The sequence below is a fragment of the Mesorhizobium sp. B2-3-14 genome (assembly GCF_006442175.1).
In the GTDB taxonomy this organism is placed as follows: Bacteria; Pseudomonadota; Alphaproteobacteria; order Rhizobiales; family Rhizobiaceae; genus Mesorhizobium; species Mesorhizobium australicum.
The window spans coordinates 80,606-96,764 of record NZ_VFVP01000011.1 but is presented as its reverse complement, the minus strand read 5'-3'; the positions used below and the strand labels follow the sequence as shown (position 1 = coordinate 96,764).

The 16,159-nt window shown below is 59.4% G+C and carries 15 protein-coding genes; 10 read left to right on the top strand and 5 right to left on the bottom strand.

Going from position 1 to position 16,159, the window contains the following annotated elements; translation table 11 throughout:
- Positions 1–61 precede the first annotated feature (61 nt).
- The 5 genes from FJ950_RS24125 (at position 62) to FJ950_RS24105 (ending at position 5,244) form a co-directional block, all read left to right on the top strand.
- The gene (locus FJ950_RS24125) at positions 62–1,894 is read left to right on the top strand and encodes a mechanosensitive ion channel family protein (RefSeq protein ID WP_140619299.1); all 1,833 of its coding nucleotides are present in this window, start codon (positions 62–64) and stop codon (positions 1,892–1,894) included.
- Between the two features lie 558 nt (positions 1,895–2,452).
- Entirely contained in the window at positions 2,453–3,397 is a 945-nt protein-coding gene (locus FJ950_RS24120; RefSeq protein ID WP_181166431.1) for an AraC family transcriptional regulator, read from the top strand.
- A 159-nt stretch (positions 3,398–3,556) separates the two neighbouring features.
- A complete protein-coding gene (locus FJ950_RS24115; RefSeq protein ID WP_140619297.1) occupies positions 3,557–3,826 on the top strand; it encodes a hypothetical protein in 270 nt (89 codons plus the stop codon).
- 345 nt (positions 3,827–4,171) lie between these two features.
- Complete coding sequence (locus FJ950_RS29595) at positions 4,172–4,414, top strand: hypothetical protein (protein ID WP_181166430.1); 243 nt, start codon at positions 4,172–4,174, stop codon at positions 4,412–4,414.
- 245 nt (positions 4,415–4,659) lie between these two features.
- Entirely contained in the window at positions 4,660–5,244 is a 585-nt protein-coding gene (locus FJ950_RS24105) for an OmpA family protein (RefSeq protein WP_181166428.1), read from the top strand.
- 1,184 nt (positions 5,245–6,428) lie between these two features.
- On the opposite strand, the gene FJ950_RS24100 is transcribed toward FJ950_RS24105, so the two are convergent.
- Entirely contained in the window at positions 6,429–7,646 is a 1,218-nt protein-coding gene (locus FJ950_RS24100) for an NAD(P)/FAD-dependent oxidoreductase (RefSeq protein ID WP_140619139.1), read from the bottom strand.
- Positions 7,647–9,155: 1,509 nt separating this feature from the next.
- Positions 9,156–9,320, bottom strand: coding sequence for a hypothetical protein (locus FJ950_RS29900; protein WP_246677754.1), 165 nt, complete (start codon positions 9,318–9,320; stop codon positions 9,156–9,158).
- Positions 9,321–9,388: 68 nt separating this feature from the next.
- Between FJ950_RS29900 and FJ950_RS24090 the strand changes: the two genes are divergently transcribed.
- Positions 9,389–9,925, top strand: coding sequence for a DUF892 family protein (locus FJ950_RS24090; RefSeq protein WP_246677775.1), 537 nt, complete (start codon positions 9,389–9,391; stop codon positions 9,923–9,925).
- Between the two features lie 219 nt (positions 9,926–10,144).
- Complete coding sequence (gene nadE / locus FJ950_RS24085; RefSeq protein WP_140619137.1) at positions 10,145–10,972, top strand: ammonia-dependent NAD(+) synthetase; 828 nt, start codon at positions 10,145–10,147, stop codon at positions 10,970–10,972.
- 132 nt (positions 10,973–11,104) lie between these two features.
- Here the strand turns inward: nadE and FJ950_RS24080 are convergent, their stop codons facing one another.
- Complete coding sequence (locus FJ950_RS24080; RefSeq protein WP_140619136.1) at positions 11,105–11,575, bottom strand: OsmC family protein; 471 nt, start codon at positions 11,573–11,575, stop codon at positions 11,105–11,107.
- A 30-nt stretch (positions 11,576–11,605) separates the two neighbouring features.
- Positions 11,606–11,920 carry a DUF1272 domain-containing protein gene (locus FJ950_RS24075; RefSeq protein ID WP_140619134.1) on the bottom strand — a complete coding sequence of 105 codons (315 nt, stop codon included), beginning with the start codon at positions 11,918–11,920 and terminating at the stop codon, positions 11,606–11,608.
- Here FJ950_RS24075 and FJ950_RS24070 point away from each other — a divergent pair.
- Positions 11,919–12,986 (top strand): GlxA family transcriptional regulator, encoded by a 1,068-nt coding sequence (locus FJ950_RS24070; RefSeq protein WP_246677753.1) that lies wholly within the window; start codon positions 11,919–11,921, stop codon positions 12,984–12,986. The two genes, FJ950_RS24075 and FJ950_RS24070, sit on opposite strands and share 2 nt — an antisense overlap.
- Positions 12,987–13,109: 123 nt before the next feature.
- Here FJ950_RS24070 and FJ950_RS24065 read toward each other — a convergent pair whose 3' ends face one another.
- The gene (locus FJ950_RS24065; protein ID WP_140619131.1) at positions 13,110–13,904 is read right to left on the bottom strand and encodes a DUF2066 domain-containing protein; all 795 of its coding nucleotides are present in this window, start codon (positions 13,902–13,904) and stop codon (positions 13,110–13,112) included.
- A gap of 51 nt (positions 13,905–13,955) precedes the next feature.
- Here FJ950_RS24065 and FJ950_RS29705 point away from each other — a divergent pair, with 51 nt between their 5' ends.
- Both FJ950_RS29705 and FJ950_RS24055 read left to right on the top strand, forming a co-directional pair.
- Positions 13,956–14,597 carry a CGNR zinc finger domain-containing protein gene (locus FJ950_RS29705; RefSeq protein ID WP_210242367.1) on the top strand — a complete coding sequence of 214 codons (642 nt, stop codon included), beginning with the start codon at positions 13,956–13,958 and terminating at the stop codon, positions 14,595–14,597.
- A gap of 182 nt (positions 14,598–14,779) precedes the next feature.
- The gene (locus tag FJ950_RS24055; protein WP_140619129.1) at positions 14,780–15,877 is read left to right on the top strand and encodes an ABC transporter substrate-binding protein; all 1,098 of its coding nucleotides are present in this window, start codon (positions 14,780–14,782) and stop codon (positions 15,875–15,877) included.
- The last annotated feature ends 282 nt before the right edge of the window (positions 15,878–16,159 follow it).

Genomic DNA, 16,159 nt, shown 5'->3' with positions numbered 1-16,159 from the left:
CTGGAGAACCGACGCGCAGGACTTGTCGGCTACTGCGGGTGAGGGAGAATTCGTGAACACGATGGCGGAAACAGACGTTCCCTCGTTGATTTGGGGGTTCGAACAGCTTGCAGAGCGTTTCGTTTCCGGACTGTTCGCGCGGCTTGCGGCTTTGGCCGACGTCCCCGTCGAACTTGAAAACCTGAAGGCTTCGCTTGCGGCTGGGGGAACGCCTCGTCTTGTGCTCTTGTTCGAGATTGTGTCGCTTGTTGCACTCGTCGCGGGGGTGTTCATCCTGCTTGCCCGGCGGTTCAAGAAGACGAGCGCCACAAGTAGTGGAAGGCGCGGATTCTTCGCGGGCGTGGCGGCTAGTGTGGTGGCTCTGGTGATCGGTTTCATTGCCGCGCGGCTGCTGGGCGGTTCTGGCCTGCCTTTGCAAACCCTTCGGCTTTGGACGGTGGCGACCGTGCTCGGCTTCATCACTCTCGCTGCTTTCAGATCACTATTGATGGCATCGCGGCGAACCGAGTTCGCAGAGCGCTCCGCCCATCTGGTGGCCCTCGTGCGCGACCTCTCGCTTGCCGTTGGCTTGGCGGTCATCGCCGTTACGCTGCTCGCGACGTTGCGGCTCTGGAGCGTCGGGCCGGCCTTGGACGATCTGCTGCGAACGGGCTCGGCAATTCCGATCTACCTTCTGTCTGCATGGGCGGTATGGCGGCACAGGCGCACAATGGCAGTCGCCGTAGCCGGTCCGCGCCCCAGAAGCCGCTGGCGCACCCATCTTGCCAAAATGTGGCCGGCAATCGTAATCGCGTTCCTGATAATCACCTTTCTCAGCACTCAGGCCGCGCTGACTTTGGGAGCATCGCTTCGCGGGTCGGCCGTTCTGCTGACCGCGTTGTTGTTTCTCGTGGCGCCGCATCTCGACGCAATGATCGGGAACTGGGCGCAGCGCGGCTTGGAATCTCCTGACATCTCGATCCTGACAGCGGCAGGGCGCCAGACCGCCCGCTTCACCGTCGTGGCTATCATTGTTGCCATGCTGGGAACGCTATGGGCGACACCGCTGGCTGCCGGGTTCGGCATAGATCTCCGGGAGGTCGCCAAGGGCGCATCTGGGGTGGCGCTGATCATGTTGGGGGCGGCGTTTCTATGGAACGTGGTCGGGGCCGGGACGGCTCGTGCCTTGCGCGCGGAGTTGCGCGCCGTAGGGGGTGACGAGGAGGTGCAGGGTGCGCCGCGTTCACGGCTGGGCACGCTGGTGCCGCTGCTCAACGCGGTCGGCAAATCGAGCATTCTGGCCTTGGCGCTGCTCTCGATCCTGGTGACGATCGGGATTAATGTCTGGCCGCTGATCGCCGGCATGAGTGTGTTCGGGCTAGCCATCGGCTTCGGCTCGCAGACGCTGGTGAAGGACCTGGTATCCGGGCTGTTCTTCCTAATCGACGATGCATTCCGCTTCGGCGAATATATCGAAACGTCAGGCGCCAAGGGAACCGTAGAAAAAATCTCGGTCCGGTCGGTTTCCCTGCGCCATCAGCGCGGCGCCTTGGCGACAATCCCCTATGGCTCGATTGGCAAGATTCAGAATTTCAGTCGCGACTGGATGATCGAGAAACTGACCTTTCGCGTTGCATTCAACACCGATGTCGAAAAGGTCCGCAAAATTTTCAAGAAGATCGGCCAGGATATTTCGGCCAACCCGGAACTTGCTGGAGATCTGCTCGAGCCGTTCAAGAGCCAGGGAATTGCCGAGGTTGAGGACGGCACGCTGGTCATCCGGGCCAAGTTCAAGGCGAAAGCGGGCAGAAACTTCATGATCCGCCGTGCCGTTTTGATCGCTGTGCAGCAGGCATTTCAGGAAAACGGCATTCAGGCCGTCCCAAAGCCACTAACATCTAATCCCTCGGGATAAAGCCGCGGTTTGCGATGCGCGTGGCAAGATTGGCGCGCTTGATGTGGAAGTGCTGACACGCATCGGATCAGGATTGGCTTTCAATACGCGTCTTAGCCGCGGCAGTGCAGACGGCCGTGATAGCTCGGACTGCCTCCAGCCAGCGACGCGCTTACACCGCTGGCTTATGATCTGGCTTGCCTGCACTGATGGGGGTGATCTCATCACGCGCTTGCGCGTGTCTGCATGTCTTTGCTGCAGGTGCGCTGGTAAGCCCGATCAGTCCAGGTCGACAGCAGATCGATGTCCCTGCCCGTCTCTAGGCTTGCCGTGACGATCGCATTATGTCGCGATCTATGCCCAGAAGCTGCGGAATTCTGCCTCTCAGCTTCGCATCGTCAATGTTTTTCGCGCCGATTGATCTGGCGCAATTTAATCATAAGCTATCCCTAATATAACTGCGCTGCTATCCGCTTTGCGCAAAGGATTAGGTTCTTGACCTCTTGGCCTTCATCGCCTTCGCACAGGGATGTGCAGCTGGGCCCGGACCAACTTGGAAGCGCAGCCTCGGGAATGTTGGTGAAAATTGACCAGCTTTCGGCCGGCGGGGCACCATCACGCATCCGACAAATTCAATCTCATGGCAAGTGGGCGCTTGACCTGGCCAACTTCAATTGCACCGTACATGCCAATGGCGGACTGGATAGCGACTCAGTGGTCGTATTGGCCGTGGAGCGCGCCTGCGGATCGACAATCTGCCGCATTCCACTTGAGGACGGCATGGTCGTCACAATCCCCGCTGGCGCGACGATATCCGCAACTATCCAGCCCGGTCTGAGGTATGCGGCCTCCGTGATTCCGACCGCCCTCTGGGCTGAAATTCAGGCGCTTGCCGTGGGAATGTTCGCGGAGCAGGTCGCCGATCATCCCAAGGCCGTCAGGCTCTCAATCGACCAAGCACGAATTGTCCGGGACCAGGTTGAGGCGACTGCGAACAATCTCGTGGCAGCTGCTGGCGATTCAATTCAACTGGAGCAGCCCCCCGATGCATTCCTGGAATATTTGGGGTCACTGGCTGAGGCTCGGGCTATTGCAGACGGTCGTGCACTCACCATCGATGTTTCTCCACGTCGATATCTCCGCCAGGCCTGGGCGGCTGAGGATTTCATCCGCTTCCACATTCAAGAAGACCTACCGATCATTCGGTTGTGCAGGGAGGTCGGCGTGAGTCGTCGTCAACTGGAGTACGCATTTCGTGCGACATTCGCGGCAAGTCCATTGGAATTCATACGCGCTCTTCGCCTAAACGAAGCCAGACGGCAACTGACGACTGCACGTGCCAATGGCCTGAATGTCACGAAGGTTGCGATGGATGTCGGGATTACCCACCTTGGTCGTTTCGCGACGAGCTATCGGCAACTGTTCGGTGAATCCCCCAAGGAAACATTCCTTCGTGCGGGAATATCGTGGCCGCGTCAGAAGCCGGCCGATGCAACGGATTGCCGGCCCGCGCCGATCGAATAGTGCAGTGCCATCACGGTACCGATAATCAGTTTTATCGGAGTTGCGCAATTCGGATAGCGGCGGTTGCACTACGAAAGGTAATTTTCTTCCCTCTTGGGAGGATTAACAATGACAAAGTTCGGCTTAAAGCTAACCGGCGCTGCCGGGGTTGCTGCAATAATGTTTGTCGGCCTGCTCGATCCGGTTGCGCCGTCCGCCTCGTTCGTCGGCTACGCTCAAGCAAGGGTGGGGCATCCGCTCACGCCTGGCAGCGCCGCCGGGGTGGCCAGACGTACCACACGGCGAGTGATCCGCCGTTCAACTGTCTACGTGACGAAGCTGCCTGCGGCCTGTGCCCAGATCTCGGTCAACGGCGTCCTGCTATGGCACTGCGGCGGCGTCTATTATCAGCCCTCCGGCGGACGTTATGTCGTCGTCTCCCTACATTAGCTGAGATGCTGGCACTAGGGGCGAATGCTGGAGGCCCGGCTCGGGCGCGGCATATCGTTTCCACCTTTCTTCTCTGGCTTAGGTGCCCCTACACAGAGATGCGACTGTGATCTCGACCTCGATATGCCCAACTGGATTTGGACCGGCCAACTCGCTGATGTCGGCGCAGCATGCGGCGGACTCCGCTTTCGACAAACGCCATCTCGCTGGCCCGGCTGACTTACCTCGGACCCGCGGTGTCGGCCATTTCCATAGAAACGGGTTGTGGTGCCACCGTTGGCTGCCTCGGCCACCAGCGTCCAGACAGACTGACAATCTCGATGCCCAAGCCAGGAGCAGTACACGATGTTAAAATTGGAAATACGCGCGCTTGCCGTGTTGGTTGTTCTGGGGCTTCCTTTCACAACTTTCGTCGGTGCCGCAACGATAAGTTTTGGCGATGCGGTTGGCCTCTGGGTGCAAGCATGTGGCGCTGAAGTGCCAAAACGTTTGCAAGGGCATCAGGCCGGGCAGCGGACAACTGGTCCCCTGTATCTCGGCCAAGGCATCGCCGGCTTGCCAAGCTGCGACAACTACGTTTCTGGCTAACATGAATGCTCGTCTGACTGCGCAAGCAGCGGCGCCGAAATCATGTGCCGCCGACGTCAAACGCTACTGTTCAACGCAGAAGAAGGGCCAGGCCAAGATCCTGAGATGCCTAACGACGGGCGAGAACTTTCGTAGGCTCATGAATCCATGCAAAGAAGCAATGAGCGATGCGGGTTGGCTGGACGTTGTTTGTAAAAAGTCGAATTAGGCAGTCAACCAAGCGCGTAAACGTCCGAGGGACAATCATGAACATGAGATATTTGAGATACTTCGCCGTATTCTCGATGGCGTCGGTGCTTGGCGGCGGAACGGCGTACACTCAAAATCAGATTACGTATGGCCAAGCCGTTCAGGGTCTCGTGCAATCCGGTAAGGCTGCGGGCAAAGTGGGAATCGACACCGCGGCGATCCGCGCGGACATCCAAACCCGGATCAATACGAACGCGAGCGGACCCGAACCGATGATGGCTGCGTTCGCCAAGCTTCCACACTTCATCGTGCAAATCCAATTCGACCTGAATTCCGATGTCATTCGGCCCGAATCTTGGGTCACGATGGGGCGAATTGCCGATGCGCTCCACAATCCACTCCTGTTGGGCAATCGGTTCGTGATCGCCGGCAATACCGACAATACCGGCTCGCGGCTTAGAAATCTGGATCTCAGCCAGAGACGGGCAGACGCCGTCGCCGAGATGCTTGTAACTGTCTTCCACGTTGAACAGGTGAGACTGCTTCCTCTGGGGCAGGGTGAAGAAAATCCCTTCGACCCCAATAACCCCGCAGACGGTGTGAACCGCCGCGTCGAGCTGTTCAACATCGGACCAAAGTGAAAGACGACCGGTGCCGTCGGAACGGGGAGAAATGCTTCAACAGGAGCGTTGCTGTTGCGCGCGATACGGTAAATTCTTTCCAATGGTCAATTTGACGCGTGGTCTCATGTCTTTCTGGCTATGCGGAAGAACGGCAACGAGTGACGTAGCCGCCCCTTCTCTGCAGTGCCTCCTCGACACCTTATCCGAGAAACTCGCGCGTCCTCCGGAACGTCAGATTCAGCGCGTTATCGAATCCGGATAAGCTGTACGCGAATGTCGTAATCGGCAAACGCGGCCGACATTGGCACACGCGACGTAGGACGGGATCAGAAAGGAATATCAGTGGATCTCCCGTGGCCGGCGGAAGCTGGAAAAAGCGTGCTGATGAAATCGCATTGCGATCAGCCACAGCTGACGCCTGGGTCGAGTTCCGATGAGCTGCGCCAGGGGTACTGCCCGACGGGCACTCGTTTGTTTCCCAAGGAACATCGACAGCTACACCTAGCCCGCTCGCCTGATGTTCGGGATGTTGCTCCCTCTTGGCTGCGTTCAAGCAGCCGCAAAGCTGACCTCGAGGTCCGGTTGGGGGCGCAAAGCTGCGGTTCGCGTCGTGGATAGCTTTCGGGTCAGTCTCTCCCGCTCCCTACCGGTCTTTGCAGCACCGAGACAGACCCATCACGCCCGACACTGTAGAAGATATCGCATGCTCTCCGAGTGGGGGGAAAGGCGGTAGCGCTCTAACAACTCGAACCCCCATACCGTCGCAATGTCCAAAAACCGAATCTAGTGCCCTACTTTGTCCATAAGCACGCGCAATTCAGGCTGAGGCGCGCCCCAGAAAGTTAGAAAGCTTCCAGGAACCCCAGCAGACTGGAAGCGCAGCGGACAATGAGGTTCACGGATATCCTGGCGAACATCCGGATCTAGGCGGTCAATGTCGGCAAAAGAGTGTTCGAAAAGGGCAGTCGACGGCTGCGTCGTGGGAACCAAAAAAGAAGAGAAGCAGAACTTTCGTGTGCGATTTTTGCACACAGATGCTCGCAACTGGCTGATTTTATTTATCTATCTATCCGCCCCATCCATCATAGGATCGACATCGCCAAACGACGCGTCTCGGCGCTGGGAATAGCGCGCCAGAAGACTTTTTGGAATCCATTCGTCAGGTGCAAGGCTGTGGACGCACTCGAACGTATAGGGCTGCCTCAGGTCGCTTCGCTGATACCAGCCGCCGGCCTCTGTTCCAAACGGTGCATTTTGCGCCCGATGATCATCAGTTTGCGAGCGGTGTTGTTGCGCAGCCGTCGAATGCGCCATGCCAATCCGATCTCGGTGGCGATCGCCTTGGCATAGAGGCTTGAACGCATCGCCTTTTCGTCTGCAGCAATCTTGATCGGGTCATCGTAAAAAGCAGAGACCTTTCCTGATCCCATCCCCGGTGTGGCCAACCAAAGGGGAATGTATGTCGAACACAGGCGATCGACATCAGTCAGCGCCCGATGGATGCCGTCTCCTTGCGCCGGGCATGTCGTGGAGAACGCGTCGCCGATGAAGATGACACCGTCGCGCCGGTGACCGCTGGTGGTGGTCAGGCTGACCTGCCTCAGCTCGACCGGGCTGTTGACGGCGAAGTCGCCGCAATGAAGGGCTATCTCCGGCATCAACTGCAAGAGCATTTGTTGCGGACTCGCGCGGAATGCTTGTGTCCACGGATCAGCAACGGTTCTGTATACAAACAGGTTTGCCCGCATTCGGTTTCCTATTCGGAACACGGTCAAAAAGGGAATGCGGTCTCTAACTCTCCCAGGATAGAAGGTGAGCGAGCGAGGACCGAATTGCTGGGGCGAGACCGCTAGGTCGAACCCGATCACCAGTGAATGCGCCTTCGATTGCTCAACGCGCTCCACGCCGATGGCGCGCCGTATCGCCTCGCTATAACCGGTAGCCACCACCAACAACCGGGCAGCGAGAATGGTGCCGTCCGTGAGCACAAGGCGTTGCCAGTTCGGGGCGGTCGAGACCTCGGCAACCTTCCCGACCATCAGAAGCACCTGTGGCGGCAGGGCCTCGCGCAGGCCGTTCACCAGCGGACCGTAGGAGAATCCGAACTCGGTGCTCTCCTTACGCTCAAAGAGCTGTCCGAAGCGGAAGACCTGAATTTCGTTTGTTGGGGTGACCAGGGTGTTTATGACAGGACCGAGGCCCAGCCTGTCGAACAGCTGCATCTGCTCCAAGCGAGTCTTCTCTGCCCGGAACTCGTCGTGGTGTACGCGGTGTGGATCAATCAGCGCGACCTTGCGCCCGGCTTTGCCTAACGCCGTTGCCAGGGTGGTGCCGGCCAGTCCGGCGCCCACAATGGCCACGTCGACTGATGTCGCCTCGGCGTGTTCGGCAATCGGTTCAGAGTAGGTCTGGCTCTTCATCGTGCCTCGTCGGGTGATGCCCCCGGGTATCTTGCCCGCGCTGTCCCCCTCAACTGCCTGATTGGGATATCAGCAGTGATTAATGTTTCCGTTAACGGGCCACCACGTTTGCCCGCCGCCCGTTCACGGCAGCGGCGGGCGTCCCTGGGGATGAGTAAAGGGACTTGCCCGGGCGTGCCGCGGTGAAACAGCAAAAAGCCCGCCGCGTGGCTCCCACGCGACGGGCCTTCCTTATGGAGTGGCAACATCCCGGAGGGGATCGACACTGCTTAATTAACCTCCACCGACGACTAAAGTTCCGGGCACGAAAAAAGCCGGCCGAAGCTGCGGGCTTGCTTGACACGGCACGTTTGGCCTGCGGGTATGATGATGGTCGACGGGGTGTCGCGGCCGTAGCTACGCACAAGCGCTCACGCCTGGTCAGAATCGCTTTCTTCACGGCGCAGCTCGCGTCCCACCGGTCGAGCCCGATCCGATAAGGACCTGGGCTGCAATGCTGTCCAGGCGCTTATTGCGAGCAAACCAGCGCTCGCTCTCCTTCGGATCGATAGGCGTATGCCAATAAAATCGTGGCTTGGCATGGGATAGATGCGCTCGCCGTATTGTAATTGATGTTGCCCTTGATGGGCTTTGCTGTTTATGAACGAGGATCGTTTCCGTCGCGATCGTACCCCGACACGCCAAGCCACTAGTCTGTGCCTGACCGTGCCGTCATTCTGGTCGCGAGTGGCGGACACGCGGCACGCCCTGACCATGTGATAGCTGTCAGGCTTTGCGCGGACAATTGGCATGTGCCGCCGACCTTACCCAAGCAGCGGCGCTACGCTGCCCTAACGAAACGACCGCTGAGGCGGATCGCCAACTCGCTGGCGCACCCCCCCATCTTAAAGAGGTTGAGCGCCCTGAGGGCTACGGCTTCGCGTTCAGGATCATCACGGACGATGCCGATCGCATCGCAGCAACTTTCGATTGCTTGACACAAAACGGCGATGTCCTAGGGGAAAGGTAGTCCTGCGAGTCCACAGCCGCTTCTCCAGTCCGTGTAGGCGAAAGCGTGTTGGGCTCTTTCAAGCACTCGATTGCCAGACGGGGCGAGCGACCAGCGCACGATGGGGTTAATCTCGCTGTTAGGCTATGATAGACGAACATTCGTGAGCTAGCGACAGATCACCTCGGAAGTCGCGGAGTTTCGGTGGCCTGTTGCAGTCAACGTTATTGAAGGCCGAGACGGCCGACGAATTCCAGGAAAAATGTCTAGCGATTTTCGCCGACAATCAGGTCGAAGCGAGAAGCGGTTCTGCGTTGTCGTTGAACGGGAACGGCTCCAGGAGGATGCCGCCAGGCCAAGCCCAGCGGCATCTCCTCTGGTGACTACGGCCTTTTCAGCGACGAACCGCTACGGCGTCGTTCCAGCCTGAAGCTTGGCCGCCGTCTGGTCGATCTTGCCGGCAAGAACACCTTGGGCCCAGGCCGTGACCTCGGCGTCGACCGGCTTGTTGGCCATGTCGGTCAGCGCTGCGTCGAGTGATGCATCATCGGTGCCGCCGCCGCAGCCGCGGCCGCAGCCTCATCGGCCGCAGTATTGTCGGCGTCGACCACCGCCTGCTGGGCAGTGATGTCAGCCTGCAGCGCCGATATCTGGCCGGGCAGGGCCGCCTGCTGTTCGGCTGTCATGCCGTCGATTTCGCCTGAGACAGCGACGTCAGTGCGCTCAACTGCGAATTCAGCGTATCCAGTTGAGCCTGGGCTGCGGCAGCCGTGGCAGCGGCCGCCGCAGCCGCGGCCTGCGCGTTCTTGGCCTGAACGAACTCTTCATCGACACTTTGAAGGACATCTATTTCGCCGAGAAGAAGATCCTGGCAACCCTTCCCCAGATGGCCAAGGCAGCGCAAAGCCCTGACTTCAAGGCAGCTTTCGAAAGGCACCGCGGCCAGACCCAGGAGCACGTCGCGCGCCTGGAGAAAATATTCGAAGCCCTAGGCAAGAAGCCCCAGGGCAAGACCTGTGCCGCCATCATGGGCATCACCGAGGAGGGCGCCGAAATCATGGACGACTACAAGGGCTCTCAGGCTCTCGATGCTGGTCTCCTTGCGGCGGCTCAGGCAGTAGAGCACTATGAAATCTCCCGCTATGGTACGTTGCGGACCTGGGCTAGCGAGCTCGGCATGGCCGAAGCGGTTAAGCTTCTCGAGCTTACCCTTGGCGAGGAAAAGGACACCGACGAAGCCCTTACGCAGCTCGCCGAGTCAGCCGTGAACGTCGCTGCCGAGGCAGCTTAGGAACTGCGACTACGGTGTCTGTCATTCGCCGAGAGAGACTCGCGGATACCGCACCATATGGGTCGGTATCCGCGGCGGAACGCTTCGGAAGATCAAGCGCGCCCTGGTCTGACGGCATGGCCAAAACGCTTTCCGGTTTTCCCACGCAGGCGCAGACCGGGTCGCCGGAATCGGCACCAACGACGTTTCATTCTTTGAACAGCGGGAGCAGAAAGGGATATGACACAACAAGAAGCGATCATCAGCGCCTTGCGCGTCGCTGCGAGTTTCGATGCCGCCGCGGAGGCACGCCGACGCATCGACTTTCTAAGCGGGTACCTGCGTGCAGCCGGCCTCTGCACGTACGTGCTAGGCATAAGCGGCGGTGTGGATTCGCTCGCGGCGGCACTTCTGGCTCAACAGGCCGTAAGCGAACTGCGGAGGGCAGGATACGACGCCAAATTCCTTGCTGTTAGGCTGCCGTATGGGACGCAGGCCGATGAGAAGGACGCTCAGCGAGCACTCGAGACCATCGGAGCTGACGAAGCGCACAGGCTCGACATCAAACCGGCGGCCGACGCGATGCTCGACTCGATCAGGTCGGCTGGCGTGGAGCTCGGCAATGCTCGTCGGGAAGATTTCTTGCTGGGCAACATAAAGGCCCGTCAGCGCATGATCGCCCAATTCACACTCGCCGCTGCCAGACGAGGGCTGGTCATTGGTACCGATCATGCGGCCGAGGCAATGATGGGCTTCTTCACCAAGTTTGGCGACGGCGCCGCCGACATCCTTCCCCTTGCCGGGCTAAACAAACGCCGGGTGCGCGCGCTGGCGGCGCATCTGGGCGCTCCGCCGCAACTCGTCAACAAGGTGCCGACCGCAGATTTGGAGAACCTCGTGCCGCTTCGTCCTGACGAAGATGCGTATGGAGTAACATATGATCAGATTGACGATTTCCTCGAAGGTAAGAAAATCGACGAAGCGGCGCGGAAGCGTATCCTTGATGCGTATTTAAGCACCACTCACAAGCGTTCGCTTCCGGTGGCACCCGATCTCCCGCTTCGCTAGCGGCGTTTGGTCCTTGCCACCCGTCGGACCGGCACCATGGCGCTGGGCGGCGTTGGGCGGCCGAGCCGCCTGAACATCAATGCATTTGCAGTCGGAGGATGAGACCGCACGCTGCGGGTGCCGTTCTCTCGTTCACAATTTTCGGTAATCGGCCTCAACACGAATTGGGAAATTGACGGAACGCGCGATGTAGCAAATCTCATGAATTCGATGATGGATGGCTGCAGCCTCGTCGAGATCGATGCCGCTTTCGACCTCGATCCTGGGCCGCAATGTGGCGCCCACGAAACGCCCGGCTCCGTTTGGCTCGCTCTCGCCATGGCCCACGGGTTGATCAGTATAAGAGTGGACGACAATTCCCGCGTCACTCGCCAGATGCAGGTACCAAAGCATGTGGCAGGCCGAAACGGATGCGAGAAGGAGATCTTCGGGATTGGGTAGCGCCGGATTGCCCCCAAGCAGCGGGTCATTGGAGCACTTTATCACAGGCTTTCCGATCGTGGTTATATCCCATGTCCGGTCGTAGCCCCGATACGTTCTGGTGCCGGCGCCGCGATTGCCGGTCCATCCTATGCGGCAGGTGTAGTCGTGGAATTTAGCCATGCTATATCTCTTCTGTGTTTGGATTTTCTCTTATCGGCCCTCCGGCGCCACGTCGTGCAGGCGCCTCGCGAGATCTGCAACCTGCTCTGCTGTCCACTTCGAGTGTGTTCGTCGGCTGCTCGCTGGATCGTGCTCAAGCCCGAGACAAGAGCCCGCGCGCCATTCACGCCTGGGCCGGATCGGCCTTGCTGAAAAATTTCCGCCGCAAGTCGGGCAAACGTCGTGCAGGACCGTTGAAACGCACTCTGCACAATAGGTGCACTCGTAGCTGCAGATTCGAGCCTCCGAACTGCCCGGGGGCAGATCGCGGTCGCACCATTCGCAATTGGGCCTGATCTCGAGCATGGACCATATCTCTTTCCTCGCCGTCTGGATCGCACAAGGTTCTCGTGGCATAAATGCCATTATGACCTCGCATTCTGCCAACGCGCACCGCGAACGACTGATCGCCTTTCTGGTATTCGATCGCACGAAGCTTCTCGATGTCACCGGCCCGCTGCAAGTTTTCAATGACGCCAAGCGAGCAAGCGGAGAACCCGCGTTTCGTACCATCCTTGTTTCGCAACGAGGCGGGCCGATCGAGACGGATGCGGGCGTTGCTCTCCACACCGTCAGTTTCGATCACTGCCGTGAGCTCTCGATCGACACACTCCTGATTTCAGGTGGGGCGACGGCCTTAGAAGCCGCAAAATCCCGTCCTCTTCGGGGTTGGTTGATCAGACAAGCAAAAGACGTGCGTCGGCTTGGCTCCATTTGTCTGGGAGCGTTCATTCTGGCCGAGTGCGGCCTGTTGGATGGCCGACGCGCCACGACCCATTGGGAGCGTTGCGCCGAACTTGCAGAGCGATTTCCCGCGATCGACGTCAGGCCAGATCCAATTTTCGTACGATGCGGGGCCGTCTGGACATCGGCAGGAGTAAGCGCCGGCATCGACATGGCGCTGGCGATGGTTGAGGAAGATCTCGGCCACACGACAGCCTTGGCAATCGCACGGGAGTTGGTCCTGTACCTCAAACGGCCCGGCGGACAATCGCAATTCAGCACTGCGCTTCGTCAACAAATCAGAGACCGCGTCGGCCGCTTCGACCGTCTGCATGCTTGGATCAGGCAAAATCCTGGCGCCGATCTGTCCGTCCCGGCACTGTCATCCTTCATGGCCATGAGCCCGCGGAACTTTGCCCGCGTCTACTCTAAGGAAAATGGACAGCCCCCAGGACGAGCCGTCGAGGCTCTACGCGTTGAGGCCGCACGAGACCTTCTGGAGACCAGCCGCCAATCTGTCCAGCAGATCGCACATGAGGTTGGATTCGGCGATCCTGAGACTTTGCGGCGGGCTTTCATGAGATCGCTCGGGGTTGCCCCAAGCGACTACAGGAGCCGCTTTGCGCAAGCTCCTCCGGATTGGGAGTGAACCTGACAAATGGCATAGCCACTCAGCCGGGATTCGCAGGCGAGGATGCTTCACAGCAGCAGCTGGCGGTGCGAGTTGGGCGACTGGGCCATGCGACCTCCCGCAATGTCATGGCACCCCGCCCTAATTGGGCGGTCGCATGCGCTTGGCGGCACCTCCGATTGCGTTGCGGAAGGCAGCATCGAAATTTACGCCGGAAACCTCCCACTTTTTACCCTCTGTAACGAGTGGGAGGCGCCAAACCGCATGCCAGCCCGGCTCGTTGGTTTCCCAATCGAGGTGCCCGACCAAGATCGCGTCAGTTCCCAATCTGGATTTCAGTCTGGCCAGGCTCCCATCAGGTATTGCATCGACGTTATCCAGCGCGAGCGCCGATAGATCGGCCTCCTTCGGAAATATGATCGGTATCGCGAATCGCACCGAAGCATCTTCAAAGCTTTCGCGCAGGTCCGACCCGTGGACGCCATCGGCGGCGAGTACATAGCTACGCGCCATATCGGTAACCTCGATGACGAGCGCCAGCTTTGGGCGCGGCCCCAACCATGGTCTCTCACCCAGCAGCGCCATCGCATGGTCCATTCGCTTGCGGTCGAACTGGAACGTGAGATCGAAAGGCCGATCGCGTGTGCCCTGCTCGTCGTGAATTGGCCTGCCGAACATGCGGTCATGATAGGTGTAGGACCAAACCATGGCAGGCGCCCCGGTCGCCAGCGAAGCGAAGGCCGGATTGTGCACGATGTCGGGATTTCCGGTCAGCTTTTGCGCTGCCAGTGCGAAACCCTCAGGGATGGCAGGGACGCGCGTTTCCTCGCGATCTCCGGTGACGATCACGCTTGAGCGATAAAGGACATCGTCATTTGCGTGGGCAGTGACTGCAAACGCAAACCAGGACAAGAACGTCAACAGTGGCTTCTTCATTTGACCCGCCCTGCCCTCTTGAGTAACTGCTTATCAGGTTACATATTGACGATGATGGAATCAACAGAATTTGTCCGGACCTACCTCTCGCCGCGCGGCCCTATGCGAATGTTGGGTGGTGCGCCCGCCCTTGACCTTGCCAACACATTGCACTGGCGCGACGGAGCAGAGATCGACTGCATACCGAGCTATCAGGATCTGTTGGTCTTTTGCATTCCGGCCCTGTTGTTGTCGGAAAATGAAGGGCGGGTCCTCGAGCGTCGTGCCGTGACTTACCCACGCGTCGCCCGCGATGTGCATCTCGAGGTGCTAACGCTACGCGCCGCCCTCAAATCGTGGCTCAATGTCTGTGCGAAAAACCTCGGCCATGACGCCGCCTCAAAACGCGTTGCCCTGCGCAGCTTTCATAAAGCGATAGCGCAAGCGGGCGGCTCGGCTGGCCTTGGCGGCATCTTGAACCTCCAATCCTCGTCGGCAAACGAAAGGCTATACCTGCCGCTGCGCCGCTCAGCAGCGGCCGCTGCTATGCTGGTGCTGTTCCCCGCAGGAAAGGACATCCGGCGATGTGAGGCTGACAATTGCGGCGGGTTTTTCATCGACGACAGCCGCTCCAAACCGAGGCGCTGGTGCTCGATGGACAGTTGCGGTAACCGCGCGAAGGCGGCCCGCTACCGCCTGGCACATCGGAAGTAGCGCATGGGAAGGCCGGCCCGGCAGCCGGTCCGCTCAAGACCTGCCGCATCGGAGGTCGAGGGGGACTGTCTCGGTGGTCGCGATGGTACAGATTGTTGGAGGTAGGTCCGACTGTCTCTATCGGTCGACGCATATCCGCTGTAGCTGGGTACCCGGCGAGCGGCGGAACCAGGAGATTTTGAATGGGATCGACTGGTCCGGGCTGCGAAGAAACGACCACAATCGGGGCACTCGTCCCTTTGACTCGCCCCGGCTGGGTTGAGGCAGGCAGACATTTGCTTGCGGGCCTTCAGCTTGCTGTTAGCGAAATCAATGGCGCTGGTGGCGTCGGCGGCAAGGCGCTTGAGCTGCTCGTCCGAGACACCGCAGCCGACCCACAGAAGGCCTTCGCGGCAGTGGATGAACTGGCTCGTTTGGGAGTGGTGGCGATAGCGGGAGAGTATCACAGTGTCGTTGCTCGCGCGGCGGCTATCAGGGCCGACGAGCTCGGCCTACCCTTTCTCTGCTCGTCGGCGGTACTCGACAGGCTAACGGAAAAACCAACGAAATGGGTCGCACGTCTTGCCCCGCCGCAGTCCCGCGGCTGGCAAATATATGCCGACTTTCTCTCGCGCGCCGGCCACGATCGGATCTCAGTTGCATCGCAGCAGAGTGTCTATTGGGCATCTGGCGTTCACATTCTTCGTGATCGCCTGCAAGCAAATGGCGCGACCTTATCGGACATCAGTATGAGCTCGCTGGACCCCTCAATGTTGTGCGACCAACTTATGGATCATGGCGCAACAGTCCTTCTTCTTCTGGTAGGCCAGCCAGATCCAGCTATCTCAATCGTGAAGTCAGTTCGCAATGACGGCCGCCTGTCCACGATCAAGATCGGCGCTCCAGCTGGGCAACCGGAATTCGCTGAATGGGCCACATTGCTAGGTGAAGATAGCGCTGCGATCCCCTTCCTGCGCTACCGACCCGGACACCTCAACCCGCTAGGATCACGCGTCGAAAGGGAGCTGCGGGAGACGTTGGGCGAGGCGCCCTCCTTCGTTGCTCTGGAAGGGTATGACACGATCCTCGTCCTTGCTCAGGCAATACGGACCTGCGGCACTGACCGGAACAGCATCGCAGAGTCATGGCCGCACATAGAGGTTGCGGGCACCCGTGGCCACATCCAGTTCTTTCGCACACCAGCTACGACCGTTTGGCAGTGGACTGGCGCGCCGATCCAAATCGCCGAAAGAACACCGGGCAACCTGGCGCAATTCAGGCGTGTTGACGATCCAAGGTGAGGCGGAGTTGGCTGGCGGAGGCTCGCGGCGGCAGCAGCGCTGTCACCATTGGCCATCCAATGCGCCTTGGAGCATTCTCCAGGCTATGGCCAACGGGCTCCGAGAAATCTGAACCTGATGAATTGTTCCATGCAGCCGCTGCCGCAGGGAGCCCGCGTCGACCTCGTGCCGGCGCGGCGCGCTGCTCTCTCCCTTGGCAAGTGATGCTTTGGCATCAGCCCTGAAAATAGTTTTGGTGTTCCCAAACGAAAGGAACATCAGCGCCTAATTGAAGTTCGGGAG

Excerpts from the sequence above, each read along its gene's own strand:
- FJ950_RS24125 (WP_140619299.1), top strand. The coding sequence starts at position 62 with ATGGCGGAAACAGACGTTCCCTCGTTGATTTGGGGGTTCGAACAGCTT.
- FJ950_RS24115 (WP_140619297.1), top strand. The coding sequence starts at position 3,557 with ATGTTTGTCGGCCTGCTCGATCCGGTTGCGCCGTCCGCCTCGTTCGTC.
- FJ950_RS29595 (WP_181166430.1), top strand. The coding sequence starts at position 4,172 with ATGTTAAAATTGGAAATACGCGCGCTTGCCGTGTTGGTTGTTCTGGGG.
- FJ950_RS24105 (WP_181166428.1), top strand. The coding sequence starts at position 4,660 with ATGAACATGAGATATTTGAGATACTTCGCCGTATTCTCGATGGCGTCG.
- FJ950_RS24100 (WP_140619139.1), bottom strand. The coding sequence starts at position 7,646 with ATGAAGAGCCAGACCTACTCTGAACCGATTGCCGAACACGCCGAGGCG.
- FJ950_RS29900 (WP_246677754.1), bottom strand. The coding sequence starts at position 9,320 with ATGACAGCCGAACAGCAGGCGGCCCTGCCCGGCCAGATATCGGCGCTG.
- nadE (WP_140619137.1), top strand. The coding sequence starts at position 10,145 with ATGACACAACAAGAAGCGATCATCAGCGCCTTGCGCGTCGCTGCGAGT.
- FJ950_RS24080 (WP_140619136.1), bottom strand. The coding sequence starts at position 11,575 with ATGGCTAAATTCCACGACTACACCTGCCGCATAGGATGGACCGGCAAT.
- FJ950_RS24070 (WP_246677753.1), top strand. The coding sequence starts at position 11,919 with ATGGACCATATCTCTTTCCTCGCCGTCTGGATCGCACAAGGTTCTCGT.
- FJ950_RS24075 (WP_140619134.1), bottom strand. The coding sequence starts at position 11,920 with ATGCTCGAGATCAGGCCCAATTGCGAATGGTGCGACCGCGATCTGCCC.
- FJ950_RS24065 (WP_140619131.1), bottom strand. The coding sequence starts at position 13,904 with ATGAAGAAGCCACTGTTGACGTTCTTGTCCTGGTTTGCGTTTGCAGTC.
- FJ950_RS29705 (WP_210242367.1), top strand. The coding sequence starts at position 13,956 with ATGATGGAATCAACAGAATTTGTCCGGACCTACCTCTCGCCGCGCGGC.
- FJ950_RS24055 (WP_140619129.1), top strand. The coding sequence starts at position 14,780 with ATGGGATCGACTGGTCCGGGCTGCGAAGAAACGACCACAATCGGGGCA.